Source organism: Tissierella praeacuta DSM 18095 (genome assembly GCF_900128955.1).
Classification (GTDB): Bacteria; Bacillota; Clostridia; order Tissierellales; family Tissierellaceae; genus Tissierella; species Tissierella praeacuta.
Window position 1 is genome coordinate 1 of record NZ_FQTY01000028.1, and the last position, 16,673, is coordinate 16,673.

Sequence of the window (16,673 nt, forward strand, 5' to 3'; positions counted from 1 at the left end):
AAGATCCTTTTCCGTCAAGATAATCCTTTACAGCCATATTTTTAACATCTATTGAGTAAACTGTATTTTTAGAGGTGTTATTCAAACCATGAATACCTAATGATTCATAGTTACGTATCCATCTTTCTAAAGTTGATTTACTAACACCAACTAGTTTAGCTGTATGGGTGATGGAATCCTCTCCTCTTATACATATATTAATATATTTAAGTTTTTCATCTGCTGTAAATCTACTTTTTCTTCCCATAAAAATACTCCTCCTTGTGGTAAACAGTTTTTTTATTTAAACTGTCTACTACAAGGGGAGCATATCAATATTTCATTCTTGTTTTTTTGCAGTAATAATGTTTTTTCTTTCGTTCTATTTATTAGGATTAAATACAATAAAATGCTATTGAAATAATTACAAAAACAATGTAGCATGAATAGAAGGAAATAATCACATTTTAGAATGGAGGTGCATTTTTATAAAAAAACATACAATTTATATTTTATTAACTCATAGTGGCTCATTGCTTTCAAAATGCATTAATGTTTATACAAAAGAACCATATACACATGTATCCATAGCCTTTGATGAAGAATTGAAGGAATTATATAGCTTTGGAAGATTAAGACCTAGGAATCCAATATTGGCAGGTTTTGTAAAGGAAGATGTAGTAAATGGAACTTATGCTAGATTTCCAGAAACTATGTGTGCTTTATATTCCTTAGAAATTAATAATTTACAATATAAAAAATTGATGAAGGAACTCCAGAAGTTTAAGAGAGATGGGGAGAAATATGGATATAATCTAATTGGATTAATAGGGGTTATGGTAAACTATCCTATAGAACGAAAATATAATTATTTTTGTTCTCAGTTTGTATCATCTTTACTTAGAAAAAGTGGTATAAAGTTAATTGATAAACACACAGCACTAACATCTCCAAGAGATTTTAGAGAATGTGGTGAGCTAAATCTTGTATATGAAGGAAAGTTACAAAACTATAGTTTAAAGCAATCATATATTTATTAATTATTTTAAAATTTATATTCTAAAAACTGCTGATATAAAATATATTAGCAGTTTTTTAATTTAATGTATTAATTATTATCTAAGATTTAAAAACTTTCATATTTTGGCAGTATTTTAATTTTTATTTACGTTATAATTAATGAAGGGAAGGAGGAGAGATATGATAAATGAATCAGAATTGATAAAAAGAGCCTTAGAAGGAGATGAAGATTCCTTTGCTCAAATAATTAATTTATATAAAAATTATGTATTTGCAATTATTCTTAATTTTATTAAAGATTATGATGAAGTGGAAAATATAGCCCAAGAAGTTTTCCTACAGATTTATCTCTCTCTTTCAAACTATGAATCTAATAATTTTAAAGCTTGGATTAGCAGAATTGCATCAAATAAATCTATAGACTGGCTTAGAAAAAAGAAAAGTAAATTTAAGGAAGAGGTAATGGATGATAGTGAGAATTTCATAGATAATCTCAAATTTAGTCATAGTCATACTCCAGAAGAAATGTTAATAGAAAAAGAAAAGAAAGAAGAGATATCTAAACTATGTAAATCTATTCCTCCTATATATGAAGAAACTATAATAAAATTTTATTTACAAGGTAAATCTTATGAAGAAATTGCCATGGAAGAAGGTACTACTGTTAAAACCATAGCATCAAGATTATATCGGGGCAGAAATATGTTAAGAGAGAAATGGAGTGAGAGATTATGAAACATTATGATTATGTAGAATGGGTTTTATATAAAAATAATCTTCTTGATGATGAAATCCATGAGAAAATGGAAGAACATTTAATTATATGTGATGAATGTATGGAAGTTTTTCTTTCTCTCATAGATGAAAGAGATATGGAAAATGCAGAAAGTTTTATTCCAGAGGATTTTACAGAAAAGATTCTATATAAGATAGAGAACATTACACCTATAAGGAAACCAGTAAAAAAACCTATAAGAAAAAAAATGCCTAATGATTTTTTCATATATTATGTAGCAGTAGCATCAGTAGCTATTGTCTTAACAGCAGGAGGCTTTTTCAGTAAAATGATAGACACTGTACCACAGCTTGTAGAAAGTACATCTATAGAAAAAGATAAATTTGATACTAATAAGATATATGATTTCTCACGGGAAATAACAAATAAAACTTCTATGTTTATAAATGATTTTCAATTTAGAAAGATTAAGGAGGATTAACAATATGAAACAAAAAAGTAGATTTATTACATTTTTATTGTCATTTATACCTGGGCTATCTCATTTTTACCTAGGATATGCAGATAGAGGGTTTATCTATCTAATAATATTCGGAATGATATGTGCAAGTTCAATAGGATTATGTATTTTATTAGGTAGTGATGCACCTCTTATAATAGCATTTGCAGGAACTCCAATTGTTTGGTTAGTTGCATTGATAGATGCATTCTCTATAGTCAATACCATAAGATATAAAAATAACTCACAAATTCAAGATGCTTACAACCTAGAAGAAACAAAGAATTACAACAAAAAGATTATTACTTTAGCTTTATCCATGATACCAGGAGCAGGTCATATGTATTTAGGGTATCAGAAAAAAGGGTTGGTATTGATGGGTGGATTTTTCTTTACTATATTTTTTATGGGGTGGCTGAATTTAAGTTTTCTATTATTTTTATTACCATTGATTTGGTTTTATTCTTTTTTCGATGCTTTCCATACAATAACTGGAAATGATGTAGAGGATATTGATATAGTAAAGTTTTTACCTAGTATAAAACCTGAATATATAGGAATGGGACTTATTGGAATAGGAGGACTTATTGCACTGCAAAAGGTGTTTTATCCCATATTAAGTCAGTTGCTTTCTACAATCTTTGATTATCATAACTTAGATCAAATAAAAAATTATATTCAAACTGGAATAGTATCCTTGATATTTATAGTTGGAGGAATAAAAATACTTAAAAAGAATAAAAATGTTCCAGATATAGAGATTTGGGAGGATGAAGAAGATGAAGACTAAAAGAGTAGGTACCTTATCTATGGCAATAGTTCTAATTGGATTTGGAATATTAATTTTTATAGCCCAAATAAGCCAGCTATCAGCTGTAGAATTAGCTATTAAGTTTTGGCCTAGTATATTAATTTTATTAGGGGGAGAAATACTTTGGTTTAGTTTTAAGGAAAAAAAGGAAGAAGAAAAAGTAGTAATAAGATATGATATTTTCTCCGTATTTATGGTAATGATTGTATTAGGCATTAATATATGTATTTATAGTCTTATTGAAACAGGAGCAATGAATTGGATAAAAACAAAAATATCATCTGAAACATATAATTATGAATTACCATTTGAAGAATATATAGTTGATGATAGTATAGAGAAGATAGTGATTAATGGACAGAATTATTCAAGCTTAACTGTTAGAACCGATAAGATAAATAAAATAATATCTTCAGGGGCTATTAATATAACATCAAATAGTGAAGAAAGTGCTAAAAAAATACTAGATGAAGATTATATTAATATAAATAAATCAGATAATATAATATATGTAAGTTTTAAAGAAAATTATAATCTTAAAAATCTAAGTATCACAATACCAGATAATAAGAAAGTAGAAGTAAATGGTGGTAATGATTTAGATTTAATACTTGATAATATTAGCAATAATTTTATAGTAGATAATATTAGAAGAGTAAAACTAAGAGTAAACAAAGAATCAGATATTAAATTAGAAACTATAATTAATGATGAAGAAAATTTTAAAGGAAATGTAAAATGGAATATTGTTCAGTTTGGAAATGAAGAATCTCCAAAATATAAAGGAGAATTAGTATATGCTAATGGAAGTAATATAATAAATATACTTAATTCTCATGAAGTAGAAGTAAATGAAATATAAAATAAGTATCATTTTTGGTGTCTATCATCAAAAATGATACTTGTTTTTTTAGAATTTATAAATTAGAATATAGTATTAAGATATAAAAAGTATTATTAATTTATATATTGTTATACTAATTAATAGATTGTTTTAATAGAAAAATAAAGGAGGAATTTATAGTGGAATTTGTAGGTGAAGGATTGACTTTTGATGATGTTCTTTTACTTCCAGGGAAATCTGAAGTATTGCCTAAGGAGACTAATATCAATACTTATTTAACAAAAAGTATTAAATTAAACATACCTTTGATGAGTGCTGGAATGGATACGGTAACTGAATCTAAGATGGCAATAGCTATGGCTAGAGAAGGTGGTATCGGTATAATTCACAAAAATATGTCTATAGAGCAACAAGCTTTAGAGGTAGATAAGGTAAAAAGATCAGAACATGGTGTAATAACTGATCCGTTTTTTTTATCTCCACATCATAGTGTATCAGATGCTTTGGAATTAATGGAAAGATATCATATATCTGGAGTTCCAATAACAGATGGAGATGGAAAATTAGTAGGAATTATAACCAATAGAGATATTAGATTTGAAAAAGAAACTACTAAAAAAATAGATGATGTAATGACTAAGGAAAATTTAGTTACTGCAAAGATTGATATATCTATGGACGAAGCTTTAGACATTATGAAGCAGCATAAAATTGAAAAACTTCCTCTTGTAGATGATGATTTTATGTTATCAGGGTTAATAACCATAAAGGATATAGAAAAATCTATCCAGTATCCAAATTCAGCAAAAGATCATACTGGTAGATTATTAGCTGGGGCAGCTGTTGGAGTAACTGGAGATATGATGGAAAGAGTAGCTGCTTTGGTTAAGTCTAAGGTAGACGTTATAGTTGTTGATACTGCTCATGGACATTCTAAAGGAGTATTAGATGCTGTAAGTAAAATAAAAAGAGAGTATCCAAATTTACAAGTAATTGCTGGGAATGTGGCAACTGCTGAAGCTACTGTAGACTTAATAAAGGCAGGAGCAGATGCTGTAAAGGTAGGAATAGGACCTGGTTCTATTTGTACTACTAGAGTTGTAACTGGTATTGGTGTACCACAAATAACAGCTGTAATCAATTGTGCTAAGGCAGCAAAAGAATATGATATTCCAGTTATTGCTGATGGAGGAATTAAGTATTCTGGAGACATAACAAAGGCAATAGCGTCAGGAGCCAATGTAGTAATGGCAGGTTCACTGTTTGCCGGAACTGATGAGAGTCCTGGTGAGGAAGTTTTGTATGAGGGAAGAAGATATAAGGAATATAGAGGAATGGGCTCCATGGGAGCAATGGATTCAGGTAGTAAAGATAGATATTTCCAAGAAGATGTTAAAAAGTATGTTCCAGAAGGAGTAGAGGGAAGAATTCATTATAGAGGACCATTAGGAGATGTAGTATATCAATTAGTTGGTGGATTAAAATCAGGAATGGGATATGTTGGAGCTAAAAATATTGAGGAATTACAAGAAAAAGCTAGATTTATAAAGATTACATCGGCATCATTAGTAGAAAATCATCCACACGATATTCATATTACGAAGGAGTCACCAAATTACAGTAGGAGATAGAAGGAGGTAATATATTGAAGGTAGAACAATTTATAAAAAAACAAATTGAAGAAATTAAAAATAAGGTGGGAAATAAAAAGGCCCTATGTGCTTTATCTGGTGGGGTGGATTCTTCTGTGGCAGCAGTGTTAGTTCACAAGGCTATAGGAGATAATTTAGTTTGTGTATTTGTAGATCATGGACTTTTGAGAAAAAACGAAAGACAAGAAGTAGAAAAGGTATTTAGGGATCAATTCCATATGAATTTAATAGTAGTTGATGCTGAAAACCGATTTTTGGGAAAATTAAAGGGAGTTACTGATCCTGAACAAAAGAGAAAAGTAATAGGAGAAGAATTTATTAGAGTCTTTGAAGAGGAGCAGTCTAAACTTGAAGGTATTGAGTTCTTAGTTCAAGGGACAATCTATCCAGATATAGTTGAGTCTGTGAATAAAGAAGGAAAGTTAGCAGTAAAATCTCATCACAATGTTGGGGGATTGCCAGAAGATGTAAACTTTGAGCTTATAGAGCCTCTTAAGGAACTTTATAAGGATGAAGTTAGGGAAGTAGGTAGAGGATTGGGAATTGCAGAAGAGTTAGTAAGTAGGCAACCTTTCCCAGGACCAGGATTAGGTGTTAGATGTTTGGGAGAATTAACTAAGGAGAAACTAGACATTCTAAGAGATGCAGACTATATCTACAGAGATGAAATCAAAAAAGCAGGTTTAGATAAAGAAATCTGGCAATACTTTGCAGTATTACCAAATATCCAATCTGTAGGAGTTATAGATGGTGAAAGAACATATAAACATTTAATAGGACTTAGAGCCATAACTACTAAGGATGCAATGGAAGCTAAATGGTACCCAATGCCATTAGAGCTATTAGCAAAGATTTCTACAAGAATTACAGATGAAGTACCACAGGTAAATAGGGTAGTATATGACATCACAAATAAACCACCTGCGACAATTGAGTGGGAATAACTCCCAATGAACCTACAAAATTAAATATTAGGACAATAATTAGGACCTTAGGGAGCAAAAAACCTAAGGTCTTTTTCTGTACTATTATTTTTAGTTCTTGGAGTAAGATTTGATGTATGATTTATCCTATAAATATGGAGATTATATTAGGAAAAAATATATTGTTATATATAATTCTAGTTTCAATTCATAATATAATGCTATATTTTATTTTTATAGCCTTAACACTTAAATTCAAACGTATTGGAGCTAACCTTAATATTTTTTCTAGGCATGTATATAAACTAAATAAGATAGATAACTAATATATTAATATTTAATTCCAGTTTACAAAACTTAAGAAATAAAAGACTCCTATAAAAATTGCAAATAATATATTCTTATTTAGATTCAAATATATAATTGCAATATATTCTCGTATAATTGCAGAAACATAATAATAAAATTTAGTTTTAGAACCTAAACCGTTATAATTAAGTCCCATTGATTTAGCTAATATTCCAGCTCTAAGCACATGGTAGTTTGTAGTAAAAAGTAATACCTTAGGATTATTTTTTGGGGAGTCATTTTTAATTAAATTTGTTGAAAATTTTAGATTTTCCTTAGTATTAGTTGATTTATCTTCCATTAAAATATCTTCTTCTGGAATATTCATTTCCAAGGCATAGCTTTTCATAGCAAAGGCTTCAGAAACTACTTCATCAGGACCTTGTCCACCAGACATAATTATTTTAGGTGGCTTTACTCCTTTTTCTTTTTGACTATTGTAAAATTCTATAGCCTTATCAATTCTGCTGGCTAATAAAGGAGTCACTCTATCTCCTATAAGTCCAGCACCTAAAACTATTAAATAGTCTTTATTTCTTTTTTCATACCAAAGATTATATATAAGAGAAGAAGTTAAAAATATAATAAATCCTAATACAAAATATGAAAATACAGTTATAAAAAATCCCATAAGACCTATTAAAATTTTAGACTTTATTCTATTGATGAAAATTGGAAGTATGATACTAGAACTTATAATTCCTATTCCAAATAAAATACTTAAACCATGAGATAATGAAAAACCTTCTTTTTTAATAACAGTTTTTCCTGTAGTAAATAAAATAATGCTTCCTATTATATATAGAATAGGAAGTAAAATTATAACTCCTATAATTATCATTCCAGCAATTATATTTAAGATTCTAATTTCATTAGTAAATCCAATTAAAATTAAAAGTGCCAAAAATGATCCTAAAGATATAAAGAATGCTAAACCGTTAAAGACCCTTCTTCTATCTGTAAGATGTAAAATGAACCAAAGCAAGAAAAAGGCAAAGAATATTATTCTCAATAAAAGATATATATTATTGTTCATAATTCACCTCTGTTTAATGAAGTCATTAATAATATAAGTAAACAATTAATTAAATTGAATATATTATAGATTATATTGTAAAAAAATGGAAGGGGTTTAAGGGAATTAAAACTTATTTATAAGGATTATTACCATGATTTTTATATTTTAAAACATTAGCTTATTTAATTTGACTATGTTTTAGTATATATAATATTTTTTTGATTTTTAGATGGAATTTTGGAATGGTATAATATGTTTTATAACATTTATATTTGAGATGAAATAAAATAACTCAAACAAGGACATATGTCCTTGTTTGAGTTAAGACTATTATGTTATATTGTTGTTGAGGTGTAAGATTATGCACAGTATTTTAAGAGAAATTTCAGAAATTTCCAATACAAGAATTAGTGATTTTGAAGAATTATTTCAGGAGGATTTTTATGAAACTTTGGATCACTGTCAGGTTGTTACAGTAGAGGCTGGAGTGAGATTTGTTGCTGTTGATGAAGTCATAAATACAATATGGATACTTTTATCGGGACAAGTCAAAGCTTTGGAAGAATATTCCACGGGAGAAACCTACACCTTTAAGAAGTTTCCTGCTCCAGAAGTATTTGGAGAAATGGAGGCTTTGGCTGATATTACTAAGTTTAGAGCCACTCTGATTACAGAATCGCAATGTGTGTTTTTAAATATTCCAGTAGATATTTATCAAGAATTTTTAAAAAATAATTCCCAATACCTCTATAGAAGAACCAATATTATTTTAAAGCGTGTTTTAGATGAACAAAAACATATGCGAATGTTTCTTATGATTAAATCAATAGACCGAATAAAAATATATCTTATACAGCATTATCAGTTATATGCTAAAGATCATATTTGCATCTTAAGAATTACAAGGCAACAAATTGCTGAGGAAACAGGATATGCCGTTAAAACTGTAAATCGTGTAATAAAGAAATTAGAAGAACAAAATTTATTAAAGATTGAAGGTCAAAGGATAATAATCACAGAGATACAATATGAAAAAATGTTTAAAAGTGTTGAGAATTATGTGAATTATTAAAATTATATTTTATATAAAAGGATGGTGCGAAATGACTGATATCTTAGAAATAGTAAGATCTCAAAAGCTTACTTATGAACAGAAAGTATTTTCCTTAGCCCATGCTGCAGAGGATATCTTAGATGTACTTCATGTACCAGAAAAGACGAAAAATTATTTTGAACAGAATGCAATTGATAATTTGTTTGAAGGAAATGCTCCTTATCGTCCACGATATATATTGCTGGACTATGATAAATTTATTAAACAAGGGAGCAAATTTTTACAATTAGATCCTCCAAAGGATTTAGAAGAGTTGTTAAATTCTTTGATGATTCTCTACCGTCATGTTCCATCTATTACAAGCTTTCCAGTTTATTTAGGAAACTTGGACAAGATGATAGAGCCTTTTCTTGAGGGATATAGTGATGAAGATATAAAGAAAAAGTTAAAATTATTTTTGAATTATTTAGATAGGACTATTACTGATAGTTTTTGTCATGCAAACTTGGGACCTGAGGATAGCCGTGCTGGAAGACTTATTTTAGAAGTGGAAAAAGAATTGCAAAATGCAGTGCCTAATTTTACTTTCAAATATGATCCAGAAGTTACATCTGATGAGATAGCTGAATTAGCTCTTTATACCAGTATGTTCTGTGCTAATCCTGCAATATGTAATCACAATTTAGTTAAAGATACTTATTCTAGTGATTATGGGATTGCAAGCTGTTATAATATTTTACCTATAGGTGGAGGAGCTTATACCCTTTCAAGATTAGTATTACCTAAGGTAGCCCAACTATCAAAGGATATAGATGATTTCTTTAATACCATACTTCCTGAGTGTCTTCAAGCAATGGGAGATTATATGAATGAAAGAGTTCGCTTTTTAGTAGAAGAGTCAGGTTTCTTTGAGAGTTCTTTTTTAGTTAAAGAAGGGCTAATTCATAAGGATAGATTTATTGGAATGTTTGGCATTGTAGGGTTAGCTGATTGTACGAATATCTTACTAAGGGAAAAAGGAAAACGTTATGGACATGATGGAGAAGCAGATGATCTGGCAGATAAAATTATGAATACTATATCTGAATTTGTCACAAGTTTTCCAGCAGAATACTCTCCTATTTCTAATGGACATTTTATGCTTCATGCACAGGTAGGTATGGATTATGATAAGGGAGTTACAGCAGGAGTAAGAATCCCTGTGGGAGATGAGCCAGAGAATATGTCGGATCACCTTCGACATAGTGCTAGATTCCATAAATTAATACCTACAGGATGCAGTGACATATTTGCTATAGAAACTACAGCAAGGAATAATCCTTCTGCAATGCTGGATATAGTAAAAGGAGCATTTTCCCTTGGAGTTAAGTATATAAGTTTCTATGAAGAGAATGGAGATTTAGTTAGAATAACAGGATATTTAGTAAAGAAAAGTGAGATGGAGAAGTTTAGAAATGATGAAGCAGTTTTACAAAATACTACTCACCTAGGAGCACCAAATTATGAAAATAATAATTTGAAGAATAGAAAGGTGAGAGGAGTATGAAAAAGGCTCCCGTCCATAAAATAATCCATCATAGTTTAGTAGACGGACCTGGAAATCGTACTTCAATATTTCTTCAGGGATGCAATCTTAGGTGTGCATATTGTCATAATCCTGAAACGCAAAAAATATGCAAAGATATTTCTTCACCGGAAATCAAATGGATGACAGCAAATGAAGTGTTTTATGAAGTAGAGAAGGATATTCCCTTCATAAGAGGAATTACACTTTCAGGAGGAGAATCTACTTTATACCCAGAATTCCTACAAGAGTTATTTGTTCTAGGTCAAAAGGCTGGATTATCCTGTCTAATTGATACTAATGGAACTATTGATCTTTCTTTATATCCAGAGCTTATGGAGGTATGTGATGGAGCTATGTTAGATGTAAAAGCTTGGGATAAGGAAAAGTTTCAAAGACTTACTGGTGAGGACAATGAAACTGTAAAGAAAAATTTAAAGTTTCTAGCAGATATTAATAAATTAGAAGAAATAAGAATTGTATGTATTCCAGAAGAAGTAGATACTGAAGACATTCTAAAAGGAGTTAAAGCTACTATTGGAGATAAAATCAGAAATGTTAATCTAAGATTGATTAAATTTAGAAATCATGGTGTTATAGGAAGGCTTAAAAACACTAGCAGCCCATCTGAGGAATATATGAGCAGTTTAAAAGGCAAGGCATTGGAAATGGGCTTTAGGGTTATAAAAAATTAAAAAACTATATTTAAAGAGAGGAGAGTATTATAATGAAAAAAATTATTGCTTTATTATTGGTTATTAGTCTGATGACTATTGTAGTAACGGGATGTGGGACATCAGACACTGGAAAGGTAGTAGAAGAAAATAAAAATAGTAGTAATTCTGTTATAATGGTAGCTGATGTTGGAGGTGTTAATGACCAAAGTTATAATCAAGGTGCATGGGAAGGACTGCAAGCATTTCAAAAGGAAACTGGAGTTAAAGCTTCTTTTATTGAAACAGTGCAGATGTCTGATTTGGCTACTAACTTTGATAAGGCTGTAGATGGGGAACATAATTTAATTTGGGGAATTGGTTTCAATACAGCTGATCCTCTTGAAGCTAGTGCAAAAATGAATCCGGAGTTATCCTATGCCATAGTGGATCATGATTTTGGTGAAGCTACTTTAGATAATGTTACCAGTGCAATGTTTAATGTAGAGGAAGCATCTTACCTTGTAGGGTACATAGCAGGCTTGACTACAAAGACTGATAAGGTTGCTTATATTGGTGGAATGAGAAGTCCTACTATGGATCTTTTTGAATATGGTTTTAAAGCAGGAGTAGACCATGCTGCTAAGGAATTAAATAAGGAAATTAAAGTGGAGGTACAAATTGCAGAAAGTTTTTCAGATGCTGCAAAGGGAAAGGCAATTGCTGCATCTTTATATAGTGATGGTAGTGATATAATATTTGTTGCTGCAGGTGCTACAGGCAGTGGTGTTATTGAACAAGCAATAGAAGAGAATAAATGGGTTATAGGTGTAGACCGTGATCAATCCTACCTTGCTCCTAAAAATGTACTAACTTCTGCTCTAAAACATGTAGGAGTAGTAACTAATGATCTTTCTAAAAGAGTTATAGATGGTGAAAAGCTTGGTGGACAAATTATTAAATATGGATTGGAAAATGGTGGGGTAGGTATTCCAGAGAACAATCCAAATATGGATCCAGAAGTATATGAAAAGGCTTTAAAAATACAAGATATGATTATAAATGGTGAGATTGATCCACCTTATAGTGAAGATACTTATAAAAATTTTAGTAAATAAATTTTTAGTCAGACATGATAAAAGGATGGAGCGAGTTATGAATATTCAAGAAGATTATGCAGTACAGATGAGAGGCATTACAAAAAGATTTGGTTCATTCACTGCATTAGCTCATGTCGATATAAATATAAAGAAAGGCACCATTCACTCCATATTGGGAGAGAATGGTGCTGGCAAAACTACTTTAATGAACATACTTTATGGGCTATGTAAAGCTGATGAAGGGGAAATTTTTCTTAATGGGAAAAAGGTAGATATTAAAAATCCTAATGTAGCCATAGAAAATGGAATAGGAATGGTTCACCAACATTTTATGTTAGTGGAAAATTTCACCATAGCTCAAAATATAATTCTAGGAAAAGAAGAGACGAAGGGTTTAGGAGTTATAGATATAGACAAGGCTAATAAAAAGATATTGGAAGTTATAGAAAAATACGGGCTAGAAGTAGAACCAAATGAATTGATAGAAGATGTATCAGTGGGGATGCAGCAAAAGGTTGAAATAATTAAGGCTCTATATAGAGGGGCAGATATTTTAATATTGGACGAACCTACAGCGGTACTTACTCCTCAGGAAATTGTTGAACTTCTTAATATCATGAATAAATTAATTGAGGATGGAAAAACCATCATAATTATTACCCATAAGCTTAAGGAGATCAAGCAATCTGCAGAAGAGTGCACTATACTTCGTAGAGGAAAATATATTGATACTGTAAATGTGGCAGATGTTAATGAGGAGGAATTAGCCAAGAAGATGGTTGGTCGCTCAGTTAATTTGGTGGCAGATAAATCTCCTGCTCAAGTAGGGGATGTTGTATTTGAGATTAAAAACCTTTTCGTGAAAAATGAAAAGGAGCTTTATGCTGTAAAGGATTTATCTTTGGAAATACGAAAAGGTGAGATAATGGGTATTGCAGGTATTGATGGAAATGGGCAAAAAGAGCTAGTGGAGGCTATTACAAATTTAAGACCTGCAGAAAAAGGACAGATAATTATTAATGGTGTAGAAATACAAAATACTTCTCCAAACAATGTTATCAAAAACAAAGTAGCAACAATTCATGAGGATAGACAGAAAGTAGGATTAGTGTTGGATTTCACAGTTGCTGAAAATATAATAATTGAGAATTTTAAGAGTCCTAAATATTCTAAGAATGGAATCATATTAAAGGATAAAATAATTAATAAAGCTAAGGAATTAATAAAGAAATTCGATATTAGACCTAGTGATAGTGAAGAACTAGCTGTTAAAGGTTTATCAGGAGGAAACCAGCAAAAGGTTATTATTGCCCGTGAGGTGGAAAATAATCCAGATTTGTTAATTGCCGTGCAACCCACTAGAGGATTAGATGTGGGAGCAATAGAATTTATACATAAGACTCTAATTGAAGAAAGAGATAAAGGCAAGGCAATTTTATTGATTTCATATGAATTAGATGAAGTTATGAATTTATCAGATACCTTGGCAGTTATATATGATGGATATATTGTAAACACCTTTAAACAAGGTACTATAGATGAAAATACCATTGGTTTATTAATGGCAGGAGGGAAAGTCAGTGAACAAAATATCTAAAATATTAAAACATCAGTTTACATTTATAATGATTGCTATTTTCATTGGCTTTATAGTGGCAGCCATGGTATTGGGAATTTCAGGATATAATCCTTTAGAGGTATATAGTATATTATTTAAAGGAATGTTCTCTAAACCTAGATATATAATGAATATTATTATAAAAGCCTCCCCTATTATATTAACTGGTATTAGCGTTGCCTTTGCCTTAAGGGTTGGATTATTTAATATAGGTGTCGAAGGGCAATATATTGTAGGTACAATTGTTGCAACTGTAGTAGGGATTATATTTGATTTTCCTTCTTTTATTCAATTTCCCCTAATACTTATAGGTGGAACCTTAGCAGGGGGATTATATGGTGCTATAGCTGGATATCTAAAAGCTAAAGGTGGCATACATGAAGTAATCACTGGTATTATGTTTAACTGGATTGCATTTTATGCAGGGAATTATATTGTATCTCTTGAAAGATTTCATGATCCAGGAACAACAACTACTTATCTTATAAATGCTTCTGGACTAGATCCCGTCTATAATTGGAAAATGTCTAGTGGAGGGCAAGAGATTCTTCAACAGAGTGCTTTTCTAAGGGAAGTCCTTGGAAGAACTAGTGCAAATATAGGGATTATTATAGCCATTATTGTGGCTTTATTAATTACTTTTATATTAAAAAAGACTACTAAAGGATATGAATTAAGGGCTGTTGGTCTGAATAAATATGCGTCAGAGGCATCAGGCATTAACGTACAAAAAAATACTATGGAAACTTTACTTATTGCAGGGGCTATTGCAGGTTTAGCTGGAGCTTTGTCTATTACAGGAGTATACCAAAGACTATATGAACTTATGGCTCTTGAAAATTACGGATTTAATGGACTTTCAGTGGCATTGATGGCTGGTGGATCTCCTATAGGATGTATTTTTGCAGGACTATTATTTGCAGGATTAACCTATGGAGGAGGTACTATTCAGTTGGAAATTGGTGCACCTTCTGAAATTATAGATATTTTAATTGGTACTATTGTATTTTGCATGGCCTTAGTGACGATTATTCCCCTATTAATTAACAAAATTAGTCAAAGAGGAGGCAATAAACAATGTTAGATAAGTTATTACTGCTAATTAGTAATACAATAATGTATTCCACTCCTCTAGCCTTTGGAGCATTAGGGGGGTTAATGAGTGAACGAAGTGGAGTAATCAATATTGGTCTTGAAGGCATGATGACAATAGGAGCGGCAACGGGAGTTAGTATAGCTTATATAACTGGAAATCCTTGGATAGGATTTTTATGTGCAGGTATTGCAGGAGGATTGATTGCTTTATTGCATGCTATTGCTTCCATATCTTTAAGAGCTGACCAAAGTGTATCAGGGATTGCCATTAACTTATTAGGTTCTGGTGCTTCCCTTTTTCTAGTAAGGATAATATTTGGATCATTAAATACTCCGCCTGTACCTAAGAAATTACCTAAATTATTCAGTGATAGCAGTATATTAGGAGCATTTAGTAGATTGAATTTTGAGGTAACCGCTGTAATAGCTTTGTTGATAATGCTGTTTATTTGGTTCATATTTGCAAAAACTAAATGGGGTCTTAGAATTAGCTCTGTAGGGGAACACCCTATAGTTGCTGATAGTCTTGGGTTAAATGTATATAAGATTAGATATATTTGTGTAATTATTTCAGGGTTTCTAGCAGGGCTTGGTGGTGCTTCTATGACTCTATCTGTTCTATCTAACTTTGTACCTACAGCTATTAGTGGACATGGATTTATTGCATTAACAGCTGTTATATTTGGTAAATGGAAACCTTTGAGTGTTTATCTATCCTGTTTATTTTTTGGGTTGGCTCAAGCAATTGTTATTCAATTAGGAGGAGGAGCTATGCTATCTAGCCAAATTGTAGCTATGTTGCCTTATGTACTTACTATTATTGTATTAGTACTATTTGTTGGTCGTTCTGTAGGACCTAAATCCAGTGGAGTTCCCTATGAAAAAAGTAAATAATATTCAAGAAATATTATATATAAAGAAGAATGGAGGATAAATATTGAAATATAATGAACTAATTAAAGAAGCTTTTATAGCAAGAAAATCTTCTTATGCACCATTTTCTCACTTTCATGTAGGAGCTGCATTATTGACAGCTGATGGAAAGGTATATAGGGGATGTAATATTGAAAGTGCTGCTCATACACCTAGTTGCTGTGCAGAAAGAACTGCTTTTTTTAAAGCTATTTCCAGTAATGAAAGAGATTTTAAGGCTATAGCTATTGTAGCAGCTGCAGCAGATACTCCTCAAGATCAATATGAGTATTGTGCACCATGTGGAGTCTGCAGACAAGTAATGGCAGAATTTTGTGACTTAGATGAGTTTGAAGTTATTTTAGCTAAAAATGAGGAGGAATACAAGGTTTATTCTCTTAATGAACTACTTCCTCTAAGTTTTACTGGTAAAGATTTGGAGTAGTAACAGGTTTTATAGATAAAAAAGGTAAAGGGTGTTGGTTAATATGTTTCCAACACCCTTTTTAAGTGTGCCCAGCATGGGCAACAACTTGGTGGTGAAAGTCCACTACGGGCTTGGTAGTAGGAACCGTTAGCTGAAGGCAAGGGTGTCCATGGCGACGTGGAATCTGAAGGAAGCCGAAGGCAAAATCCTGAACCGACGAACAGAAATCACATAAGGCTGATTTAGGGAGGATGAGTTTGCTTAACAAAACAAAGTCCAATACTACCCGAACTCTTTACAGTAAATGTGACGGTTACATGGGAGGAAGGTTGTTGTTCTTACCTGGGGAGGTCTCATGGACATGGGAAAACAGAGTATGAACCATGGTTGAAACAAGATTTATCATGAGAAGTCAGCAGA

17 protein-coding genes are annotated in these 16,673 nt (G+C 31.2%); 15 read left to right on the top strand and 2 right to left on the bottom strand.

Annotation, left to right across the window (positions count from 1 at the left end):
* Window positions 1–247, bottom strand: a 247-nt coding sequence (locus tag BUB33_RS15165; RefSeq protein ID WP_143154914.1) for a helix-turn-helix domain-containing protein, incomplete at its 3' end; no start/stop codon positions are given.
* A 265-nt stretch (window positions 248–512) separates the two neighbouring features.
* Between BUB33_RS15165 and BUB33_RS15170 the strand changes: the two genes are divergently transcribed.
* The 7 genes from BUB33_RS15170 to guaA all read left to right on the top strand — a co-directional run bounded on the left by BUB33_RS15170 (window position 513) and on the right by guaA (window position 6,485).
* The gene (locus BUB33_RS15170) at window positions 513–1,019 is read left to right on the top strand and encodes a hypothetical protein (protein ID WP_234950078.1); all 507 of its coding nucleotides are present in this window, start codon (window positions 513–515) and stop codon (window positions 1,017–1,019) included.
* A 160-nt stretch (window positions 1,020–1,179) separates the two neighbouring features.
* Window positions 1,180–1,734, top strand: a complete 555-nt coding sequence (locus tag BUB33_RS15175) for an RNA polymerase sigma factor (RefSeq protein WP_072977995.1) — start codon at window positions 1,180–1,182, stop codon at window positions 1,732–1,734.
* Window positions 1,731–2,216 carry a hypothetical protein gene (locus BUB33_RS15180; RefSeq protein ID WP_072977997.1) on the top strand — a complete coding sequence of 162 codons (486 nt, stop codon included), beginning with the start codon at window positions 1,731–1,733 and terminating at the stop codon, window positions 2,214–2,216. Before BUB33_RS15175 ends, BUB33_RS15180 begins: the two co-directional genes overlap by 4 nt.
* A 4-nt stretch (window positions 2,217–2,220) precedes the next feature.
* On the top strand, window positions 2,221–3,024 hold the full coding sequence (locus BUB33_RS15185) for a hypothetical protein (RefSeq protein ID WP_072977999.1): 804 nt from the start codon (window positions 2,221–2,223) through the stop codon (window positions 3,022–3,024).
* A complete protein-coding gene (locus tag BUB33_RS15190; RefSeq protein ID WP_072978001.1) occupies window positions 3,014–3,907 on the top strand; it encodes a hypothetical protein in 894 nt (297 codons plus the stop codon). Before BUB33_RS15185 ends, BUB33_RS15190 begins: the two co-directional genes overlap by 11 nt.
* A gap of 161 nt (window positions 3,908–4,068) precedes the next feature.
* Window positions 4,069–5,520, top strand: coding sequence for an IMP dehydrogenase (guaB, locus tag BUB33_RS15195; protein WP_072978003.1), 1,452 nt, complete (start codon window positions 4,069–4,071; stop codon window positions 5,518–5,520).
* Window positions 5,521–5,534: 14 nt separating this feature from the next.
* Window positions 5,535–6,485 (top strand): glutamine-hydrolyzing GMP synthase, encoded by a 951-nt coding sequence (gene guaA / locus BUB33_RS15200; protein ID WP_479694043.1) that lies wholly within the window; start codon window positions 5,535–5,537, stop codon window positions 6,483–6,485.
* Window positions 6,486–6,801: 316 nt separating this feature from the next.
* On the opposite strand, the gene BUB33_RS15210 is transcribed toward guaA, so the two are convergent.
* Window positions 6,802–7,848: a YdcF family protein gene (locus BUB33_RS15210; RefSeq protein WP_072978010.1), complete on the bottom strand. Its 1,047-nt coding sequence runs from the start codon at window positions 7,846–7,848 to the stop codon at window positions 6,802–6,804.
* Window positions 7,849–8,191: 343 nt separating this feature from the next.
* On the opposite strand from BUB33_RS15210, the gene BUB33_RS15215 reads away from it, so the two are divergent.
* The 8 genes from BUB33_RS15215 to cdd are packed head-to-tail and all read left to right on the top strand — an operon-like array spanning window position 8,192 to window position 16,271.
* Window positions 8,192–8,902, top strand: coding sequence for a Crp/Fnr family transcriptional regulator (locus BUB33_RS15215; protein WP_072978012.1), 711 nt, complete (start codon window positions 8,192–8,194; stop codon window positions 8,900–8,902).
* Window positions 8,903–8,933: 31 nt separating this feature from the next.
* On the top strand, window positions 8,934–10,430 hold the full coding sequence (locus BUB33_RS15220; RefSeq protein WP_072978015.1) for a YjjI family glycine radical enzyme: 1,497 nt from the start codon (window positions 8,934–8,936) through the stop codon (window positions 10,428–10,430).
* Window positions 10,427–11,143: a radical SAM protein gene (locus tag BUB33_RS15225; RefSeq protein WP_072978017.1), complete on the top strand. Its 717-nt coding sequence runs from the start codon at window positions 10,427–10,429 to the stop codon at window positions 11,141–11,143. The genes BUB33_RS15220 and BUB33_RS15225 overlap by 4 nt, the downstream gene beginning before the upstream one ends.
* A gap of 32 nt (window positions 11,144–11,175) precedes the next feature.
* A complete protein-coding gene (locus tag BUB33_RS15230) occupies window positions 11,176–12,219 on the top strand; it encodes a BMP family ABC transporter substrate-binding protein (RefSeq protein ID WP_072978019.1) in 1,044 nt (347 codons plus the stop codon).
* Window positions 12,220–12,256: 37 nt separating this feature from the next.
* Window positions 12,257–13,798, top strand: coding sequence for an ABC transporter ATP-binding protein (locus BUB33_RS15235; RefSeq protein WP_072978025.1), 1,542 nt, complete (start codon window positions 12,257–12,259; stop codon window positions 13,796–13,798).
* Window positions 13,782–14,903, top strand: coding sequence for an ABC transporter permease (locus BUB33_RS15240; protein WP_115322121.1), 1,122 nt, complete (start codon window positions 13,782–13,784; stop codon window positions 14,901–14,903). The genes BUB33_RS15235 and BUB33_RS15240 overlap by 17 nt, the downstream gene beginning before the upstream one ends.
* On the top strand, window positions 14,897–15,808 hold the full coding sequence (locus tag BUB33_RS15245; protein ID WP_072978021.1) for an ABC transporter permease: 912 nt from the start codon (window positions 14,897–14,899) through the stop codon (window positions 15,806–15,808). The genes BUB33_RS15240 and BUB33_RS15245 overlap by 7 nt, the downstream gene beginning before the upstream one ends.
* A gap of 43 nt (window positions 15,809–15,851) precedes the next feature.
* A complete protein-coding gene (gene cdd, locus BUB33_RS15250) occupies window positions 15,852–16,271 on the top strand; it encodes a cytidine deaminase (protein WP_072978023.1) in 420 nt (139 codons plus the stop codon).
* The last annotated feature ends 402 nt before the right edge of the window (window positions 16,272–16,673 follow it).